This is a genomic window from Pseudaminobacter soli (ex Li et al. 2025) (assembly GCF_003012705.1).
Lineage (GTDB): Bacteria > Pseudomonadota > Alphaproteobacteria > Rhizobiales > Rhizobiaceae > Pseudaminobacter > Pseudaminobacter soli.
Map to the genome: position 1 here is coordinate 1 of NZ_PXYL01000005.1, position 17,618 is coordinate 17,618.

A 17,618-nucleotide genomic window follows, 5' to 3' on the forward strand; every position below is an offset into this window, starting at 1 on the left:
GCCTCGCCGAAAGCGGCGCCTCGCAGTTTGCGCCGCTCTATGCCGACGAGATGGGCCTGTTCGACAAGATCAACACCATCGTGCAGCGCATCTACCGCGGCTCGGAGGCGATCGCCGACAAGTCGGTGCGCGACCAGCTGCACGCCTGGGAGGCGCAGGGCTACGGCCACCTGCCGGTGTGCATGGCCAAGACCCAGTACTCGTTCTCGACCGACCCCAATCTGCGCGGTGCGCCTGTCGGCCACACGGTGCCGGTGCGCGAGGTCCGGCTGTCGGCGGGTGCGGGCTTCGTCGTCGCCATCTGCGGCGAGATCATGACCATGCCCGGCCTGCCCAAGGTGCCGTCGTCGGAGAAGATCTTCCTCAACGAGCACGGCCAGATCGAAGGCCTTTTCTAAGCCGAGCGTCGCGGGCCACGGCCCGCAGCCACTCGACACCATTGGCGCCGCGCGGAGATGTTCGCGCGGCGTTTTGTTATGAGATCAGGCCCGCCAATCAGTTTGCCGGCGCGTTCTTGATCAGTTCGTTGGCAATGTAATGCGCCGCGCGCTGCCAGGCTTCATCGTTGTCGCCCCGGAAGGTGAACAGCCGATTGAAGACCATTTGGCGGCTCGCAACGTCATAGACCTCGAGCCGCGCCCAGAGGACGAGCGTGCTCATCTTCTCGACCGCACCGATGACAAGAAACCGTGCGCCGGCAGCTTTGGCGCTTTCGAGCAGTTGATCGAGCTTCACGGACTGCGCGGTGCAGCCCGGCTGCGGGCAGTTCATATTCACCAGAGCGAACTTGCCGCTCTTCGAGAGTTCGTCGCGCATGATGCCGTCGAAACGGGCCAGGCGTGCATTGTGCTCGGCGGTCTGGTCGCGCTGCTCGCCCGATGTATCGAGCAGGAAGAAGCCTGAAAGCGCCAGTGACGGCGGGCTTTCCGCCATCGCGGCCGGCAGGGCGATCGAACAGAGAAACAATCCGCCAATTGCAGAGAGGCCGGCCTGGCGGGCGATCGCACGGCATGCGCCGTTGCGCTTATTGCGGGAAAGCACCCGACTTGAAAACACTTGCACCTCCCGCTCCGACAGGGATCGGCTCGTTGGGCAAACCATAGAAATTGCCGGCATCGGCGGCAACCGATGCCGGCTCGTCATTTGGGAGGATGGATCGGCACTATACCGATGCGGCGGACCGGGTTTCGATCTCGATGCCGTATTCGGCCGCGGCATCGACAATCGTGTGCCAGATGCTGTCGGCAAAGCTGGAGAAGACCAGAACGTTGAACACCGGCGATCCGTCTTCGGAGTTCTCAGAACGCCAAAGATTGACCGCGGTATGATCGATCGACGTTGTAGCCGCCGTGCCGACGGGGAAAACGCTGTCATGCAGGTCGACCGAAGTCAGCTTCGCCAGCATGGCGCGAGCCTGGAGGCCGCTCATGCGGATCAGGCAGCGGCCGTCCGACTGGTCGGATAGCGAGGCGATGCCCTCGAAGCTTTCGCGCAGCGCATCCACCGGCCGGAACGTGCCGGGCTTGCGCGCCGACAATGCCATGAGCTGATCCGGACCGGACCAGATCAGCGTGGCCCCTTTTGCGGACACTGCCTGCCGCGGCGCCGGTGCGTCGACGCCATAGTGCTTTTTCACCGCCTTCGCAGTCGCCTCCCGCTGGCCGCGCCGGGCAAATATCTGCACCAGATCGAAATCGCGGATCTCGGCGAGTTTCACGCCAGCGAATGGGACAATCGCCCCTGCCCTGCCGGGCATGACCGCCTGCTGCAGCGGTGAACGGACGTTCCAGACAAAATCAACCACGCTGACGTCCTCCTTCGGGATCGTAGAAGCACGGATTGCAGATTTCGACTTCATAGTCTTCGTCGCGCAGCGGGTCGTGCGCACGCACGATTTCGCCGATCCGCTCGCGCCCGCGCTCGACCAGGCCAAGCCCGATCCACTGGCCAACGATTGGCGAGTAGCAGACGGAGGTGACATAGCCCTGGTCCGTCTCCGGCCCAACCATGGTCCCCCTCGGGATGATATGCGCCCCTGAACGCAGCCGCCTTGTCTTGTCGAGCGGCTTGATACCGACCACCACCTGACGGTCCTGTGCGACCAGCGCCTCTCGCCCAGCCATAACGCGGCCGACGAAGTCCTTCTTCTTGGACATCATCTTGCCGAGGCCGAGATCGGCGGCCGTGGTGGTGCCGTTTAGTTCCGGTCCGGCGACATGGCCCTTCTCGATGCGCATGACGCCGAGAGCCTCGGTGCCGTAGGGCGTGACGCCGAAGGGCTTGCCGGCAATCATCAGGTTGCGCGCCAGCGCATCGCCATAGCGGGCAGGCACGGAGATCTCGAAAGCCATCTCACCCGAGAAAGAAATCCGGAACAGCCGTGCGACCATGCCGCCGCGAAGCTGGACCTCGCGCACGCCCATGAAGGGGAAGCCCTCGTTGGACAGGTCTTCCGCCGGGTCGACTATTTCCCGCAGCAGATCGCGCGTTTTCGGCCCGGCGATCGAGAACGTCGCCCACTGGTCGGTGCAGGAGGTGATCTGCACGTCGAGCTCCGGCCACAGCACCTGCCGGCAGAATTCGAGATGCTGCATCACCGGCCCGGCCTTGGCCGTTGTGGTGGTGAGGTAGTAGTGGTCCTCGGCCAGCCGCGAGGTGGTGCCGTCGTCCATGACGATGCCGTCCTCGCGCAGCATCAGGCCATAACGGGCCTTGCCTACCCCAAGCGACGAGAAGGCATTGAGGTAGACGCGGTCGAGGAAAACGCCGGCATCCTTGCCCATCACGTCGATCTTGCCGAGCGTGGAGACGTCGCAGAAACCGACGCCGTTGCGCACCGCCAGCACCTCGCGGCTGACCGACTCCAGCCAGTCATTCTCGCCCGGCTGCGGATACCACTGCGCGCGCTTCCAGAGTCCCGTGTCGACGAACACTGCGCCGCGCTCGGCCGCCCAATGGTGGGAGGGCGTCAGGCGTGTTGCATGGAAATTCTCGTCGCGATGGTGTCCGGCGAATGCGCCAATCGCCACCGGAACCTGCGGCGGGCGATAGATCGTCGTTCCCGTCTGCGGGATGGAACGACCGGTGAGCTGCGCCATGATGGCAAGGCCGGTAACGTTCGAGGTCTTGCCCTGATCGGTCGCCATGCCGAGCGTGGTGTAGCGCTTCAGGTGCTCGACCGACTCGAAGCCCTCGCGCTGCGCAAGCGCCACGTCCGAGGCAGTGACGTCGTGCTGGAAATCGACAAAGGCCTTCTGCTTGCCTTCTACATGCCAGAGCGGGGCAATGGCGACGCTTTCGTCCGTCGCTGCCGGCGCTGTGTGCTTTGCACCGGCATGGCCGCAGTCCGCTGCAGCACTAGCGCCCGCCTCATGGCCGCTACGCAGGCAGGCGCCCAGCGACAGCTCGCCATTGGCCGCACCCGCGACGGTCATGCCCGGCGGGCAGCCATCCGGCACGAAGGCGGCGATCTCGGCCTGCCATTTCGGACGGCCGCGGTGATGCGAGGCAAGTCCTACGGAAGGATTCCAGCCGCCCGACATGGCAAGCGTGTCGGCAGAGACTGTCGTGCGGCGCCCATTGGCCAGCCCAATGTCGACATGGCTGATGCCCGCCTTGCCACCGCGCACGCCGGTGACATTGCCGCTATAGAGCGCAAAACCGTCATCTTCCGCCAGCGCCTTGCAACGCGCCGGCACATCCTTGCGCGCATCGATGACGGCGGCGATTTCCACGCCGGCCTGCAAGGCGCTCTCGACCGTCCTCCAGCCATCGTCATTGTTGGTGAAGAGCGTCAGCCGCTTGCCGGGCACCGCCGCGAAACGCTCGATATAGGTGCGGACGGCCGAGGCCATCATCACGCCGGGCGTGTCGTTACCGGGGAAGACGATCGGCCGCTCAGTCGCGCCGGCTGCGAGGATGCAGCGCTTGGCCACGATGCGCCACAGGCGCTGGCGCACCTGGTGCTTGGGCGGCACCGGCACATGGTCGTTGACGCGTTCCAGCGCGCCATAGGTGCCGCCGTCATAGACGCCGAAGACGGCGGTGCGCGTCATGACGCGAACGTTGCGCATCGATCGAAGTTCGCCGAGCGCGGCATCCGCCCATTCGGCGGCGGGGATGGTGTCGATCTCGCCGCCGTCGCTGTTCAGCCGGCCGCCAACGAGCGAATCCTCTTCGGCAAGGATCACCCGCGCGCCGGCGCGACCAGCCGCAAGCGCGGCCGCCAGGCCGGCCGGGCCGCTGCCCACGATCAGCACGTCGCAATGCGCCCAGGCCTTGTCGTAGTGGTCGGGATCGGCAACGCCACTGGGGCGGCCGAGGCCGGCGGCGCGGCGGATGGCAGGTTCGTAAATCTTCTCCCAGAACTTCGCCGGCCACATGAAGGTCTTGTAGTAGAAGCCGGCGACGAAGATCGGCGACAGAAGCGAGTTGACCGCCATGACGTCGAAGCCGAGCGAGGGCCAGCGGTTCTGGCTCAGCGCGTCGAGCCCGTCATAGAGCTCGATGGTGGTGGCGCGCGTGTTCGGCTCGCGCCGCGCGCCGGAGCGTAGTTCGACCAGCGCGTTCGGCTCTTCCGAGCCTGCGGTGAGAATGCCGCGCGGACGATGATACTTGAAGGAGCGGCCGACCAGCTTCACGCCGTTCGCCACCAGAGCGGAGGCCAGCGTATCGCCGGCATAGCCGGTCATGGTCTTGCCGTCGAAGGAAAACCTCAGCGGAGTCGTACGGTCGATCAGGCCGCCTGCGGCCAGCCGGTTTGCCTGCTGCGACGCCATTATTCCGTACCTGCCTTGGCCATTGCGACATCAACCACCGCCGCGCCGGTTCCGGGCGCGGCTGCAACGGAGAGGATTTCGTGGGTGAGCGTGTTGCGCTTGACGACCAGCCATGAGCGGCAGCCACCGCCGTGGTACCAGTATTCGCTCATCTCGCCGGCGACGTTGTCGCGCAGATAGACATATTCATAGAAGGCGTCCTGTTCGCCTTCGGCTCCCTTGCCGTCTTCGATGACGGCGACGAACGGACGCTTCGGCTTGGCGTCGCCCAGATAGGTGAATTCGCCATTCTCGCGTTCGCCGCAGAAGGGGCATGCAATACGCATTTTCGCCTGCCTCGCTTTCAGTGCAGATTGGGTTGGGCGCCCTGGCCCTTTTCGTCGATCATCGCGCCGCGCTCGAAGCGGTCCAGCCGGAAGCGCCGGGCCTCTTCATGCGGCGTGTCGGTCGCCATCAGATGGGCGAAGACCAGGCCGGAGGCAGGCGTCGCCTTGAAGCCGCCGTAGCACCAGCCGGCGTTGACATAGAGACCGTCCACCGGCGACTTGTCGATGATCGGCGTGCCGTCCATCGACATATCCATGATGCCACCCCAGTTTCGCAGCATGCGCACGCGCCCGATCATCGGCATCAGCGCCATGCCGCCCTCGCAGACATCCTCGATTACTGGCATGTTGCCGCGCTGGGCATAGGAGTTGTAACCGTCTATGTCGCCGCCGAAGACGAGGCCGCCCTTGTCGGACTGGCTGACGTAGAAGTGGCCGGCGCCGAAGGTGATGACGCCCGGGATCAGCGGCTTGATCGCCTCCGACACGAAGGCCTGCAGCACATGACTCTCGATCGGCAGTCTGAGGCCGGCCATCGCCGCGACGCGGGACGAGTTGCCCGCAACTGCCATGCCGACCTTGCCGGCGCCAATCCGACCGCGCGAGGTTTCCACGCCGGCGACCCGGCCGTTGTGATCGCGCACGAAGCCGGTGACTTCGCAGTTCTGGATAATGTCGACGCCGAGCCTGTCGGCGGCGCGGGCATAACCCCACACCACCGCGTCGTGGCGCGCCGTGCCGCCGCGCCGCTGCACCAGGCCGCCCATGATCGGGAAACGGGCGTTGTCGTGATTGAGGAAGGGCAGCATCTTGCGGACTGCCGCCTTGTCGAGCAGTTCGGCATCGATGCCGTTGATGCGCATGGTGTTGCCACGCCGGGCAAAGGCATCGCGCTGCGCATCGGAATGGTAGAGATTGATGATGCCGCGCTGGCTCACCATGGTGTTGTAGTTGAGATCCTGCTCCATCCGCTCCCAGAGCTTCATGGAAAGCTCATAGAAGCCTGTGTTTCCGGGCAGGCCGTAGTTGGACCGGATGATCGTGGTGTTGCGGCCGGCATTGCCGGACCCGATCCACCCCTTTTCCAGCACCGCCACATTGCGGATGCCGTAGCGCTCCGCCAGGTGGTAGGCGGTGGCGAGGCCGTGGCCGCCACCGCCGATGATCACGACGTCATAATGTGCCTTGGGTGCGGCATCGCGCCAAGCGCGACCCCAACCCTTGTGTCCGGTAAGCGCCGCCTTCGCGAGCGAAAAAATTGAGTACTTCATCACTGTGTTTTCCGCGAAAAGGCCTGCGATTTCCGTTTCCGAGGCAAGTTAGCAGTCGAGGGTGTTGTCGAGTTCCCACTGGGTGAGCTGGCTCGCGTAGGAGTTCCACTCCTGCGTCTTCAGCTTGATGAAGCCGCTCGTGAACTCCTCGCCCATCAGCCCCTTCAGCTCCGTGTCCTTGTCAAGTTCACGCAGGGCGTCGAGCAGGTTCAGGGGCAGCTTCGAGCCGTGCGTCACGGTGTGGCCGTCCTTGTACATGTCGATATCGCTGCGCGGGCCTGGATCTGCCTTGGCGCGGATGCCGCTGAGGCCGGCCGCGATGATGACAGCCTGCATCAGATAGGGGTTGGCCGCGCCGTCAGGCAGGCGGAGCTCGAAGCGGCCGGGGCCGGGCACGCGCACCATGTGCGTGCGGTTGTTGCCGGTCCAGGTCACCGTGTTGGGCGCCCAGGTCGCCCCCGACGTCGTACGCGGGGCGTTGATGCGCTTGTAGGAGTTCACGGTTGGGTTGGTGATCGCGGTGAGCGCCGGGGCGTGCTTGATGATGCCGCCCAGGAAGTGCATGCCCTTCTCCGACAGGCCGTCCGAAGAATTGCGGTCGGCGAACATGTTCACCTGGCCGTCGAGGTCCCAGACCGAGATATGCGCATGGCAGCCATTACCGGTACGCGTCGGGAACGGCTTGGGCATGAAAGTGGCGCGCAGACCGTGCTTTTCGGCAACGGTCTTCATCATGAACTTGAAGAACGAGTACTTGTCAGCGGTCGCCAGCGTGTCGTCGTAGGCCCAGTTCATTTCGAACTGCCCGTTGGCGTCCTCGTGGTCGTTCTGATACGGCTCCCAGCCGAGGTCGAGCATGGCGTCGGCGACTTCGGCGATGATGTCGTAGCGGCGCATGACCGCCTGCTGGTCGTAGCAGGGCTTGGTCGCGGTGTCATATGAGTCGGCAATCATCTTGCCGTCGGGTGTGGTCAGGAAGAATTCCGGCTCGATACCGGTCTTGACACGAAGGCCTTCCTTAGCCGCCTCAGCGATAAGACGCTTCAGCGTGTTGCGCGGCGCCTGCTCGACGCTTTTTCCTTCCATGACGCAGTCGGAAGCCAGCCAAGCAACTTCCGGCTTCCACGGCAGTTGGATCACCGAGCTCGGATCCGGCACCGCGAGCATGTCCGGATGGGCTGGGGTCAGGTTCATCCACGTCGCGAAGCCGGCAAAGCCGGCCCCGTCTTTCTGCATATCGGCAATGGCCCGCGCCGGAACGAGTTTGGCCCTCTGACTCCCAAACAGGTCGGTATAGGTAACCATGAAGTACTTGACGTCCCTTGCCCTCGCGAACTCTGCGAGGTCGGTCGTCGTCTTGTTCTCAATTTTTGTATCGAAAGCCGTTCCCATTTATTTGTTCCTCTCGGCTTGTTTTAATTATTCTTGTTAGAAGTTGTTTTTCCCCGGTATCCAGTTGGTGCCCGCCAACGGCACGCCTGACATGGCGGCGGCTTCGATCGTGAGTGCGCACAGATCCTCGGGTTCGAGGTGGTGCACATGGTTCTTGCCGCAGGCGCGCGCGATGGTCTGCGCTTCCAGCGTCATGACCTTCAGGTAGTTGGCCAGGCGACGCCCCGCCGCGATCGGATCCACACGTTTCATCAGTTCGGGGTCCTGCGTCGTGATGCCTGCAGGGTCCTTTCCTTCATGCCAGTCGTCATAAGCGCCAGCGATGGTGCCCAGCTTTTCATACTCGGCCTCCCAGCGCGGATCGTTGTCGCCGAGCGCGACCAGCGCGGCTGTGCCGATGGACACGGCGTCCGCGCCAAGAGCCAGCGCCTTGGCGACGTCAGCGCCATTGCGGATGCCGCCGGACACGATCAGCTGCACCTTGCGGTGCATGCCGAGATCCTGCAGCGCCTGGACCGCGGGACGGATGCAGGCGAGCGTCGGCTGGCCTACATTCTCGATGAACACTTCCTGCGTAGCGGCAGTGCCGCCCTGCATGCCGTCGAGCACCACGACGTCGGCACCGGCCTTCACCGCGAGCGCGGTGTCGTAATAGGGGCGCGCGCCGCCGACCTTCACATAGATCGGCTTTTCCCAGTCGGTGATCTCGCGGATTTCGAGGATCTTGATCTCGAGATCGTCCGGACCGGTCCAGTCGGGATGGCGGCAGGCCGAGCGCTGGTCGATGCCCTTGGGCAAGGTGCGCATTTCGGCGACGCGGTCGGAAATCTTCTGGCCGAGCAGCATGCCGCCGCCGCCGGGCTTGGCGCCCTGGCCGACCACGATCTCGATCGCGTCGGCGCGGCGCAGGTCACGCGGGTTCATGCCATAGCGCGACGGCAGATACTGGTAGACCAGCGTCTGGGAGTGACCGCGCTCTTCTTCCGTCATGCCGCCGTCGCCGGTGGTGGTGGAGGTGCCGGCGATCGTCGCACCACGACCCAGCGCCTCCTTGGCCGGACCGGACAGGGAGCCGAAGCTCATGCCGGCGACGGTGATCGGGATCTTCAGCTCGATCGGCTTCTTGGCGAAGCGCGAGCCGAGCACGACCTTTGTCTCGCATTTCTCACGGTAGCCTTCGAGCGGGTAGCGCGAGATCGAGGCGCCAAGGAACAGCAGGTCGTCAAAGTGGGGCACCTTGCGCTTGGCGCCCGCGCCGCGGATGTCATAAATGCCGGTTGCGGCGGCGCGCCGGATTTCCGACATCGTATATTCGTCGAACGTTGCGGATCTGCGCGGCGTGGTCGGAGGATTGTGATAGGTCATGTCTTACCTCAGTACGCGTCGGCGTTGTCGATGTTGAAGTTGTAGAGCGTGCGCGCCGAACCGTAGCGCTTGAACTCTTCGGGCTTCGCATCGGTCATTCCGGCCCGCTCGAGCAGGTCCTTCAGGATTTCGATGTGCTCGGGCCGCATCTCCTTTTCGATGCAGTCGGCGCCGAGGCTCTTGACCGAGCCACGCACGAACAGCCGCGCCTCGTAGATGGAGTCGCCAAGCGCATCGCCGGCATCGCCCAGGACAACGAGATTGCCCGACTGCGCCATGAAGGCCGACATGTGCCCGACATTGCCGCGCACGACGATGTTGATGCCCTTCATCGAAATGCCGCAACGCGACGAGGCGTTGCCCTCGATGACCAGCAGGCCGCCGCGACCGGTGGCCCCGGCATACTGGCTGGCGTCGCCCTTCACGATGACGGCGCCCGACATCATGTTCTCGGCCACGCCCGGTCCGACCGAGCCGTGCACGGTGACGTTGGCCTTCTGGTTCATGCCGGCGCAGTAGTAGCCCACGCTGCCATGCACATCGACATTGATGGCCGCATCGATGCCCACAGCAACTGCGTGATTGCCCTTCGGATTCAGAACTTCCCAAGCGGTCTCGTTCGAGCCATCCGTCACATCATGCAGCGCCTGGTTGAGTTCGCGCAGCGGGACCTTGGCGAGGTCGAACACCCTCGCCGCATATTGCGTCTCCGGCGCTGGCGCCTTGGCAAGATTGGATGTAGCCATCGTCTCAATGCTCCCAGAAATAGACGGTTGAGGGCTCGGGCTCCCAAACCCTGGCCTGTTCGATGCCCGGCAGATTGGCCAGCGCGCGGTATTCGGACCCGAACGCGACGTAGCGGTCGGTCTCGGCCATGACTGCCGGCTTGCAGGCGATAGGATCGCGCACCACGCCAAAGCCGTTCTTGGTGCCGACTACGAAAGTGAAGAAGCCGTCGAGGTCGCTGAGACTCGATTCCAGAGCCTGACCGAGGTCCATGCCGCCGGCGATCTTGTGCGACAGGTAGGCTGCCGCCACTTCCGTGTCGTTCTCGGTCTCGAAGGTCATGCCTTCGCGCCGCAGCTCGCGACGGACATTGTTGTGGTTGGACAGCGAGCCATTATGAACGAGACACTGGTCGGGACCCGTAGAGAACGGGTGCGCGCCCATGGTCGTCACAGCGGACTCAGTGGCCATGCGGGTGTGGCCGATGCCATGCGTGCCGCTCATCTTCGAAACCTCGAAGCGCTCGGCCACCTTCTCCGGCAAGCCCACTTCCTTATAGATTTCGATCGCCTCGCCCATGCCCATGACGCGTGCGGCCGGCCGGAGTTCCGCGATGGCCTCACGCGCGGCCTCGAGCTTGTCGGCCGGCATGACGAACACTGCATGCGTGGACTTCACAGTCATGGCGACCGGCGCACCGATCTTCTTGGAGAGCTCAGCATCCAGCCCCGCGAAATCGCGCTTTGGCGCCGGCGACTGAATGGTGAGCTTGCCCTGGCCCTCGGCCGACGATCCGTAGATCGCGATGCCGGCGCTGTCGGGACCGCGATCAGTCAGCAAGACCATCATCTCCGACAGCATGGCGCCTAATTGAGGCTCCAGCGACTTGTCCTTCAGAAACAGCCCCACAATGCCACACATGGCGTTCACCTCGTTTGTTTTCTGCCTGCAATGAAAGCTAGCAGGTCCAAATTTTGAATTCAACTGACATGAATGTTTTTTTCCTTATAGAAAAGATTGGTCCATGTCGTCCAATTGTTCTGGCCACGATCGGGCCAGAGAGACTGCCGCCTGCGATCCGCAGGCGGCAGCAGAAGTTCAATGTTGCCCGGCCGGACAAACGAGATGAACGGGCACCTTGGTGCGGCCACGAACGCGATAGGGTTCCTGGCTCCACATCATGCTGCGGACGAGCCAGTTGCGGCGCGGGTCCGCCCCCATGACGATGGCATCGCACTTCTTGCGCTTCGCCTCGCTCAATATGCTCCGGCAGGGATTGCGAGTGGTGACGATGTGGCCATCGGCCTCCACGCCGGCATTCTCCAGCTGGGTGATCGCCCAGATGATGTTTTCTTCCTGCTCTGCCATTTCGCGCCGACTGGGACGCAGGCCCGGATTGGGGAGGCCGAAACCTGTTCCCCAAAGCCGGGCCACGGTCAGAACCTGGGCGCGACCTCCCTGGCTGTGCACCAGGCGCACGGCCAGATCGATCACCTCCTGGCTGAACCGCCGCCCCTCCGACGCGACCAGCACATTGCTGACCTCGAGCGGGTTGCCGGCTTCATGCGGGCGTCCGAACGGAGTCCGGATCATTTTCGACCGCGCTCCTCAGTTCCCGCCGACTGCCATCGCAGGCGCGAAGCCGGCACGCCGGTCTTCCCACATGCGATACCAATAGAGCGGAAGGTACATGAAAATGGTAGCGACACCGAGGAAGTAGTAGATCGCCTGACCGCCGATATACGAATATATCAGACCGCCAACCAGCCAAACGAAGAAATACAGCGCGGCCAACATTAGCGCGATATACTTGAAATATTCGGGCAGACGGAACGGACGATGGACATTCGGCCGATCCTTGCGCAGCAGATAGTAGGCGATCAGCACCGGCACGAACGAACCGAGATATCCCACATTGGAGAAGGAATAGATCTCGATCGCACCGCCCATGAAGGCGATGGCCAGGCTGGCGACCACGTTGGTCATCATGGCGCGATCCGGCACATGATGCTTGTTCAGGTGCTGATAGAAGCGCGGGAACTGCCCGTCGAGCGACATCTGGTAGAGCGAGCGCGAGCAGCCCATCAGCGAGTTCAGCGCCGAGAGCACGAGTGCCACGATCAGCATCGCCGCCATCAGCCATTCCATCACCGTTCCGGCGACGCCGGGGAAGATGTTGCTGGCGAAGGTAACGAACATCGTCTTGGGATCGACCAGGGCCGGGTCCGAGATGGCCTTGGCGCCGAGCACCACCACGAAGGAGATCGGCAGCATGGTGTAGACGAACACGCCATAGCCGCCTTCGAGCGTCATCGCGATCTTGGCATCGCGCCCCGGATGCTTGCATTCGCCGATGTAGCAGGCAGCCGCTTCATAGGCGATCACCGTCCAAAGCAACGGGAACGCATAAGCGACATACATCATCCACGCCGGATATCCGCCGACCGGGCTGAAGAAGCTCGAGCCATCCAGATGCCGGAAGCCTGCAAGTTCGCTCCAGTTCGCCGCGTCGAGATTGAAGATGAAACCGATCGACAGGAAAGTCAGCGGGATCATCGAAAGCACGGCAAGCACCGTTGCCATGGACGTGCCGAAGCGGATGCCGAGATAGGCGGGAATGGAGAGAACGATCAGGCCGACCGCCGTGATCGCCAGCGTCCAGTAAGGAATGAAGGTGCTGACCGGCGTGATGCCATGCGTGGCATCCAGACCGAACAGATGCGTGATGTAGAAGGACGCCAGGATCATGTTGAGCGGCGCAACCGGCATCCAACCTACCCAATACATCCATGCGGTGATGCCGTTCACATGGGGTGCAAGTCGCGGCCAGCGCTCCTTGTAGGCGGGATAGGCGTAGGAGGGCGAGCCACCCGTGCGCCCCGGCATCATTGCCGAAAGCTCCGCCAGAAGCAGGCAAAGAACGACGCCGGTAAGAGTGAAGAAGGTTATGAAAGGAATGTAGGAAGCACCGAAAACCGTGAGGAATGCGGGCGCGGCCCCGGTGACGAGAATGGTACCGGCAAGACCGATTACAAATGCTCCCCACCAATTGGTGCCGGTCTGTAGATTGCCGTGTTCGTAGTCAAGAACGTCTAATGCCTCTGATCCAGCCTGGCTCATTTGATGACCTCCCGTGTCATGCCCGCCCGGCTTCCCGAGATGATCTCGATGAAGCGATCTATTCCTTCCGTCTCGGAAATCTTTGTTCGTTCAGCCATCGAATCTCCTCCATTCGAATGGGTGCACCGTCGGCGGCCACAGACCACGCAGGACAGCATGGACCATGACCCCAATCCGTCGATTGAGGTTTGGCATTTCTTTCCCTTTTCGAGCGTCCATCGAGCCTGGCGGGACGCTGTTCCCCGTCTATTTTTATATACTGCCAGGCAAATTAATTACCTTATGAGAAACATTCACCATAAGGCTTGTCAAGCGTGGAGTGACGTTGGGTGAGGAGCTGCAGAGAGGACAATCAGGGGTGGCAGAGCAGTGCCCGGGACGGTTTCGGGCTGGTAGAATCCAGCCCGAAACGGCACGCTGCTTGTGTCGAAAGCGCGCGCTGGCTCAATAAGCTGGGCAAGTAAAAAGGGTCACGCGCGATCGCCAGACCGCCGTTTCATGACCATTGCTATGCGAAGGCCGGACGCCGATATCGCGCCGACTCGGACGACCGAGCTTGTCCTCAGTCGCTGCCGCTGCCTTGCGGGTAGGAGATGATCGACAGATAGCGTATCGGCCGCTTGGTCAGTTGTTCAGGGCCGTGCGGGGCATCGGCGTCGAAGAACAGGCTGTCGCCCGGCAGCATCGTGTAGAGATTGTTGCCGTGCCGATAGACCACTTCGCCCTCCAGCATATAGAGGAACTCCATGCCGTCGTGCTGGAAGGTCGGAAACACGTCCGAATCCTCGCTCAGCGTGATGAGATAGGGCTCGACGGTCACGCCGCTGGTGTTCGATCCGATGTGACCGAGCAGCGTGTATTGATGCCCGGCGCGCGTACCGCGCCGCTCGACATCGACGCCCTCCCCGGCCTTCACGAACACCGCGTTGCGCTCCTCTTCGAAGCGGCGCAGAAACGCCGTCAGCGGCACACCCAGCGCCCGCGACAAGGACTGAAGCGTCGTCAGCGACGGCGAAGTATTGCCGTTCTCGATCTTGGACAGCATGCCGAGCGAGATGTTCGTGGCCGCGGCCAGATCCGCCACGGTGATGCCGAGCTTCTTGCGGAAGGCGCGAACTTCGCGCCCGATGGCAACTTCCAGCACGTTCTCGCGCGTATCGCGAACCGCATGCGGGTTCTGGTTCAGACTTTTGGAGGCGTTGAGGTCCTTTGCCAGCGACTTAATCGCCTGCACGGCCTCGCTTCTGCGTTTGCTCTGCTTGCGCGGCTCTGCCGCCGGTGTCGATGTCTTCGCCACTTCGCTCACCCGCCACGTTAAATTTTTACTGATAGTGAATTTTTTTATTTCCCGTACGCGGTAATGGCGGGAAATTCAAGCATTTCTCACGCATTGCACGTTTGCTGCGACGAATCGTGCAAGGCCTCGAATAGCCCTGCAAAAGGTCAGGCCGTGTATCGGCGCGGAAAGGTCGAGATCGCCAGGGAAGCGGCGCGAACACCGCGTTCGAGCGCCGCCTGCAAGCTGTCGCCCAGGCTCAATCCGGCTAGGAAAGCGGCGTTGAAGGTGTCGCCGGCGCCAACGGTGTCGATGACGGTGACCGGCGGCGCCTTGGCCGAAACCGAGTTGCCGTCGCGGATGGCCGAAGCACCGTCCGGGCCGTTCTTGATCACCAGCGTCTGGCCAGCGCCGAGCCGACCTGAAAGCGTTATGGCGGCTGTGCCGAGATTGTCGTTCTCGCCCAGGCCCTTCACCTCTTCGGCGTTCAGCAGCGCGTAGTCGACCAGGGAGAGCCATTCCAGCGATCGCATCTTGTTGGCCTCGCTCCAACCCTCCGGCGGCCAGCCCGGATCGATCGCCGTCTGCCAGCCACGCTGCTTCAGCAGTCGCAGCAGTTCGCTCGTCCCCTCGATCAGCGACGGCATGAGGAAGCCGCCGGAAATGCAGGCAAAGCTCGCCGCCGTCGGCGCGGCCGGGATATGGGCGAGCAGGTCTTCGAGCCGGGCGTGATGCAGATGGCCCGGCGCGGTGAAGAAGACGCGATCGCCGCCCTTGTGGACAATGCCGACACTGATGGTCGTGTCGGAATCGTCGATTACCCAGGTCGAGCAGGCCTCATCGAAACTGCCGGCAAGCCAGCTGCCCATGGCGTCGTTGCCGACGCTGGCGAGCAGGCGGTGCGCAAAGCCCATGCCGCTCAGCGCCAGCGCGGTATTGCCGGCCGATCCGCCCGGCCGCATCTCGCTGCGCGGCACCACGACCTCGGTGCCGATGGCTGGCCAGCCGTCGACCTCCCCCATGACGAGGTCGACATTGACGTTTCCGAGGATGAGGAGCGGCGGTATGGGCATGGCTACTTAGCTGATGTGGCGTGCGACGACCGGCACGTAGTTTTCGAGTTCCGGCGCCGGGAAGTGCACCGTCTCGCCTATTTCCGCCGAGCGGTAAAGGCCCATCATGATTTCCACGACTGCAAGCCCGTCCTCAAAGGTCTCGAGCGGCGTCTCGCCCTTGCGGAAGCACTCGGTCATGTGGCGGTTCTCGTCGGTATAGCCATAGACGCCGGCCTCGTCTTCCAACACCGGCATCAGGCCCTGCTCGGCGTTCTGCTTTTCGACCAGATCTTCGCCTTCGGAACCCGTGACGGCGCGCGACATGAATATCTTAAGGCCAGTGTTCAGCGAATTGAATTCCATCGCATATTCGGGCCCCAGCAGCTCAAGCTGGATGCGCAGGCCCGCGCCCACATAGGCCCATGAAGTGGTCGCCTCGATCATCAGATCGTTGCCCTGCTCGTCCTCGAGCGACACGGTGGCGCGCGCAAAATCCTCAGACGGATGATTGCGGTAGTCGACGCCGCCCCCATAGCGCTGCTTGAGCTGGTCGGCATAGTGCGGGCGCGTCCACTTGAGGTTGGCGACGGTGCCGTTGACCGACTTGACCCTGAGCGACTTGCGCGCAGCACCCGGCTCGGTCAGCAGGTGGCGCGCCACCTCAACCGAATGGCACATCATGTCCGACAGCACGCCGCCCCCCTGCTTGTCGCCCTGCCAGAACCAGGCTTCGTGCGGGCCGGAATGCTCTTCCGCGGCGCGCGCCAGATATGGCCTGCCCGTGGTCGAAGCAGCACGCCGCCAGACGATCTCCTTGCCGCGAAGCACGGGCGTGGAGAACACCTGGTTCTCCAGATAACCGTGGTTGAGCTTGGCGTCAGTGGCAAGGCGCAGCATTTCGCGCGCCTCGGCAACGGTGCGGGCCAGCGGCTTCTCGCAGGCGACTGCAAAGACCTTGCTGCGGCCGGCGGTCACTTCGGCATGCAGCGTGCGCATGACGTCGAGGCGCGTATAGTTGGGCGAAAGGATCCAGATCGCGTCGACATTCTCGTCGCGCAGCAGGCTTTCCAGGCTGTCGTGGCTCTTGCAGGAGCCGAGGCCCAGTTCGGAAACCATAGCCGAGAAGTGCGCGCGGTTTTCCGGCTTGCGGCTGTAGACGCCCACCACGTCGATGTTGCGCACACCGACCATCGACTTCAGGTGGAACTGGGCGATGAAGCCGGTGCCCACAAAGCCTACGCGCAGCCTGTCTTTCGGCAGATTGGTCATGGATGCCTTCCTTTCAATTGTCGGATGTCTTGGCCGGGCCGGTCGACCCGCGGATTTTCAGCGTCGTTGGCATCTCGACCAGCGCTTCGACGCTGTCGTCGCCGTTCATCACTCTGAGCAGTTGCTTCATCGCCTGCTTGCCGATGTCGGCGCGCGGCTGGCTGACAGTAGTCAGCGGCGGATAGAAACATTCGCTGAGGAACAGATCGTCGAAGCCGACGACCGAAACATCGCCGGGCACGTCGAGGCCGAGCTTCCTGAGTTCGTTGATGGCGCCGAAGGCCATCTCGTCATTGGCCACGAACAGCGCCGTCGGCTTGTCGGGCCGCGAAAACAGCTGCCGGCAAAGCTCGGCACCGGAGGGGATGGTGTAGTCGCCGATCGGCTCATAGCCTTCCGGCACAGCAAGCCCGGCCTCGGCCATAGCCTTGCGATAGCCTTCACGGCGCAGCACGCTCATCACCTCGGGAACCGGGCCGCAGATATGGGCGATGCGCCGGTGGCCGAGCGACAAAAGGTGCTTCACCGCCCCGTAGGCGGACGCGGCGTTGTCGATCTGCACATGCGGCAGCGGGCAGCCTTCGATGATTTCCAGCGCCACCACGATCGGCAACCGTGCCAGTTGCTCGGCGTCGCGGGCATGGCTTGAAGGCAGCCTGCCGTTCATCAGGACCATGCCGTCGGCATGGCCATCGCGCAGCATGTCGAAATATTCAAGCTCGCGATCGGGATGGTTTTCCGTGTTGCCCATCAGCACGGAATAGCCAGCCTCGCGCGCGGTCGCCTCCACGCCCTTGAATATCTCGAGATAAAAGGGGTTGCTGACGTCCCGCACGACCAACAGCACCGCCATCGACTTTTGCGTGCGCAAGTTTCGGGCCCGGACATTGGGCCGGTAGTCTAGCGACTGCGCCGCCTCGCGGATGCGCGACAATGTCGGCTCGGCGACAAGGCCGGAATCCGACAGGGCGCGCGACACCGTCGCCGGCGAGACGCCGGCACGCAGCGCGATGTCCTTGATCTTGGCTCGCCTGTCCACG

At 63.2% G+C, this 17,618-nt stretch carries 16 protein-coding genes; 1 reads left to right on the forward strand and 15 read right to left on the reverse strand.

The window, feature by feature from the left end:
• The coding region (locus tag C7I85_RS11420) for a formate--tetrahydrofolate ligase (RefSeq protein WP_146148858.1) at positions 1–398 on the forward strand (398 nt) is incomplete at its 5' end.
• Positions 399–495: 97 nt separating this feature from the next.
• Here the strand turns inward: C7I85_RS11420 and C7I85_RS11425 are convergent.
• The 15 genes from C7I85_RS11425 to C7I85_RS11495 all read right to left on the reverse strand — a co-directional run bounded on the left by C7I85_RS11425 (position 496) and on the right by C7I85_RS11495 (position 17,617).
• Positions 496–1,116, reverse strand: coding sequence for a DUF2380 domain-containing protein (locus C7I85_RS11425; RefSeq protein ID WP_245444923.1), 621 nt, complete (start codon positions 1,114–1,116; stop codon positions 496–498).
• A 46-nt stretch (positions 1,117–1,162) separates the two neighbouring features.
• Entirely contained in the window at positions 1,163–1,804 is a 642-nt protein-coding gene (locus C7I85_RS11430) for a sarcosine oxidase subunit gamma (RefSeq protein WP_106724121.1), read from the reverse strand.
• Positions 1,797–4,778, reverse strand: coding sequence for a sarcosine oxidase subunit alpha (locus tag C7I85_RS11435; protein WP_106724122.1), 2,982 nt, complete (start codon positions 4,776–4,778; stop codon positions 1,797–1,799). Before C7I85_RS11435 ends, C7I85_RS11430 begins: the two co-directional genes overlap by 8 nt.
• The gene (locus C7I85_RS11440) at positions 4,778–5,104 is read right to left on the reverse strand and encodes a sarcosine oxidase subunit delta (RefSeq protein WP_106724123.1); all 327 of its coding nucleotides are present in this window, start codon (positions 5,102–5,104) and stop codon (positions 4,778–4,780) included. Before C7I85_RS11440 ends, C7I85_RS11435 begins: the two co-directional genes overlap by 1 nt.
• Before the next feature lie 17 nt (positions 5,105–5,121).
• Positions 5,122–6,375, reverse strand: a complete 1,254-nt coding sequence (locus tag C7I85_RS11445; protein ID WP_106724124.1) for a sarcosine oxidase subunit beta family protein — start codon at positions 6,373–6,375, stop codon at positions 5,122–5,124.
• Positions 6,376–6,423: 48 nt separating this feature from the next.
• Positions 6,424–7,767 carry a type III glutamate--ammonia ligase gene (gene glnT, locus C7I85_RS11450; RefSeq protein WP_106724125.1) on the reverse strand — a complete coding sequence of 448 codons (1,344 nt, stop codon included), beginning with the start codon at positions 7,765–7,767 and terminating at the stop codon, positions 6,424–6,426.
• A 36-nt stretch (positions 7,768–7,803) separates the two neighbouring features.
• Complete coding sequence (locus C7I85_RS11455) at positions 7,804–9,132, reverse strand: FMN-binding glutamate synthase family protein (protein ID WP_106724126.1); 1,329 nt, start codon at positions 9,130–9,132, stop codon at positions 7,804–7,806.
• Between the two features lie 8 nt (positions 9,133–9,140).
• Positions 9,141–9,878 (reverse strand): GXGXG domain-containing protein, encoded by a 738-nt coding sequence (locus C7I85_RS11460; protein WP_106724127.1) that lies wholly within the window; start codon positions 9,876–9,878, stop codon positions 9,141–9,143.
• Positions 9,879–9,882: 4 nt separating this feature from the next.
• The gene (locus tag C7I85_RS11465) at positions 9,883–10,779 is read right to left on the reverse strand and encodes a class II glutamine amidotransferase (protein WP_106724128.1); all 897 of its coding nucleotides are present in this window, start codon (positions 10,777–10,779) and stop codon (positions 9,883–9,885) included.
• Positions 10,780–10,956: 177 nt separating this feature from the next.
• Positions 10,957–11,451 carry a universal stress protein gene (locus C7I85_RS11470; RefSeq protein ID WP_106724129.1) on the reverse strand — a complete coding sequence of 165 codons (495 nt, stop codon included), beginning with the start codon at positions 11,449–11,451 and terminating at the stop codon, positions 10,957–10,959.
• 15 nt (positions 11,452–11,466) lie between these two features.
• On the reverse strand, positions 11,467–12,978 hold the full coding sequence (locus C7I85_RS11475; RefSeq protein WP_106724130.1) for an APC family permease: 1,512 nt from the start codon (positions 12,976–12,978) through the stop codon (positions 11,467–11,469).
• A 562-nt stretch (positions 12,979–13,540) separates the two neighbouring features.
• Entirely contained in the window at positions 13,541–14,212 is a 672-nt protein-coding gene (locus C7I85_RS11480; protein ID WP_245444924.1) for a helix-turn-helix domain-containing protein, read from the reverse strand.
• A 209-nt stretch (positions 14,213–14,421) separates the two neighbouring features.
• A complete protein-coding gene (locus tag C7I85_RS11485) occupies positions 14,422–15,327 on the reverse strand; it encodes a carbohydrate kinase family protein (protein WP_106724132.1) in 906 nt (301 codons plus the stop codon).
• A 6-nt stretch (positions 15,328–15,333) separates the two neighbouring features.
• Positions 15,334–16,578, reverse strand: a complete 1,245-nt coding sequence (locus tag C7I85_RS11490) for a Gfo/Idh/MocA family protein (protein ID WP_106724133.1) — start codon at positions 16,576–16,578, stop codon at positions 15,334–15,336.
• A gap of 13 nt (positions 16,579–16,591) precedes the next feature.
• Positions 16,592–17,617 carry a LacI family DNA-binding transcriptional regulator gene (locus tag C7I85_RS11495; RefSeq protein WP_106724134.1) on the reverse strand — a complete coding sequence of 342 codons (1,026 nt, stop codon included), beginning with the start codon at positions 17,615–17,617 and terminating at the stop codon, positions 16,592–16,594.
• Between the last annotated feature and the right edge of the window lies 1 nt (position 17,618).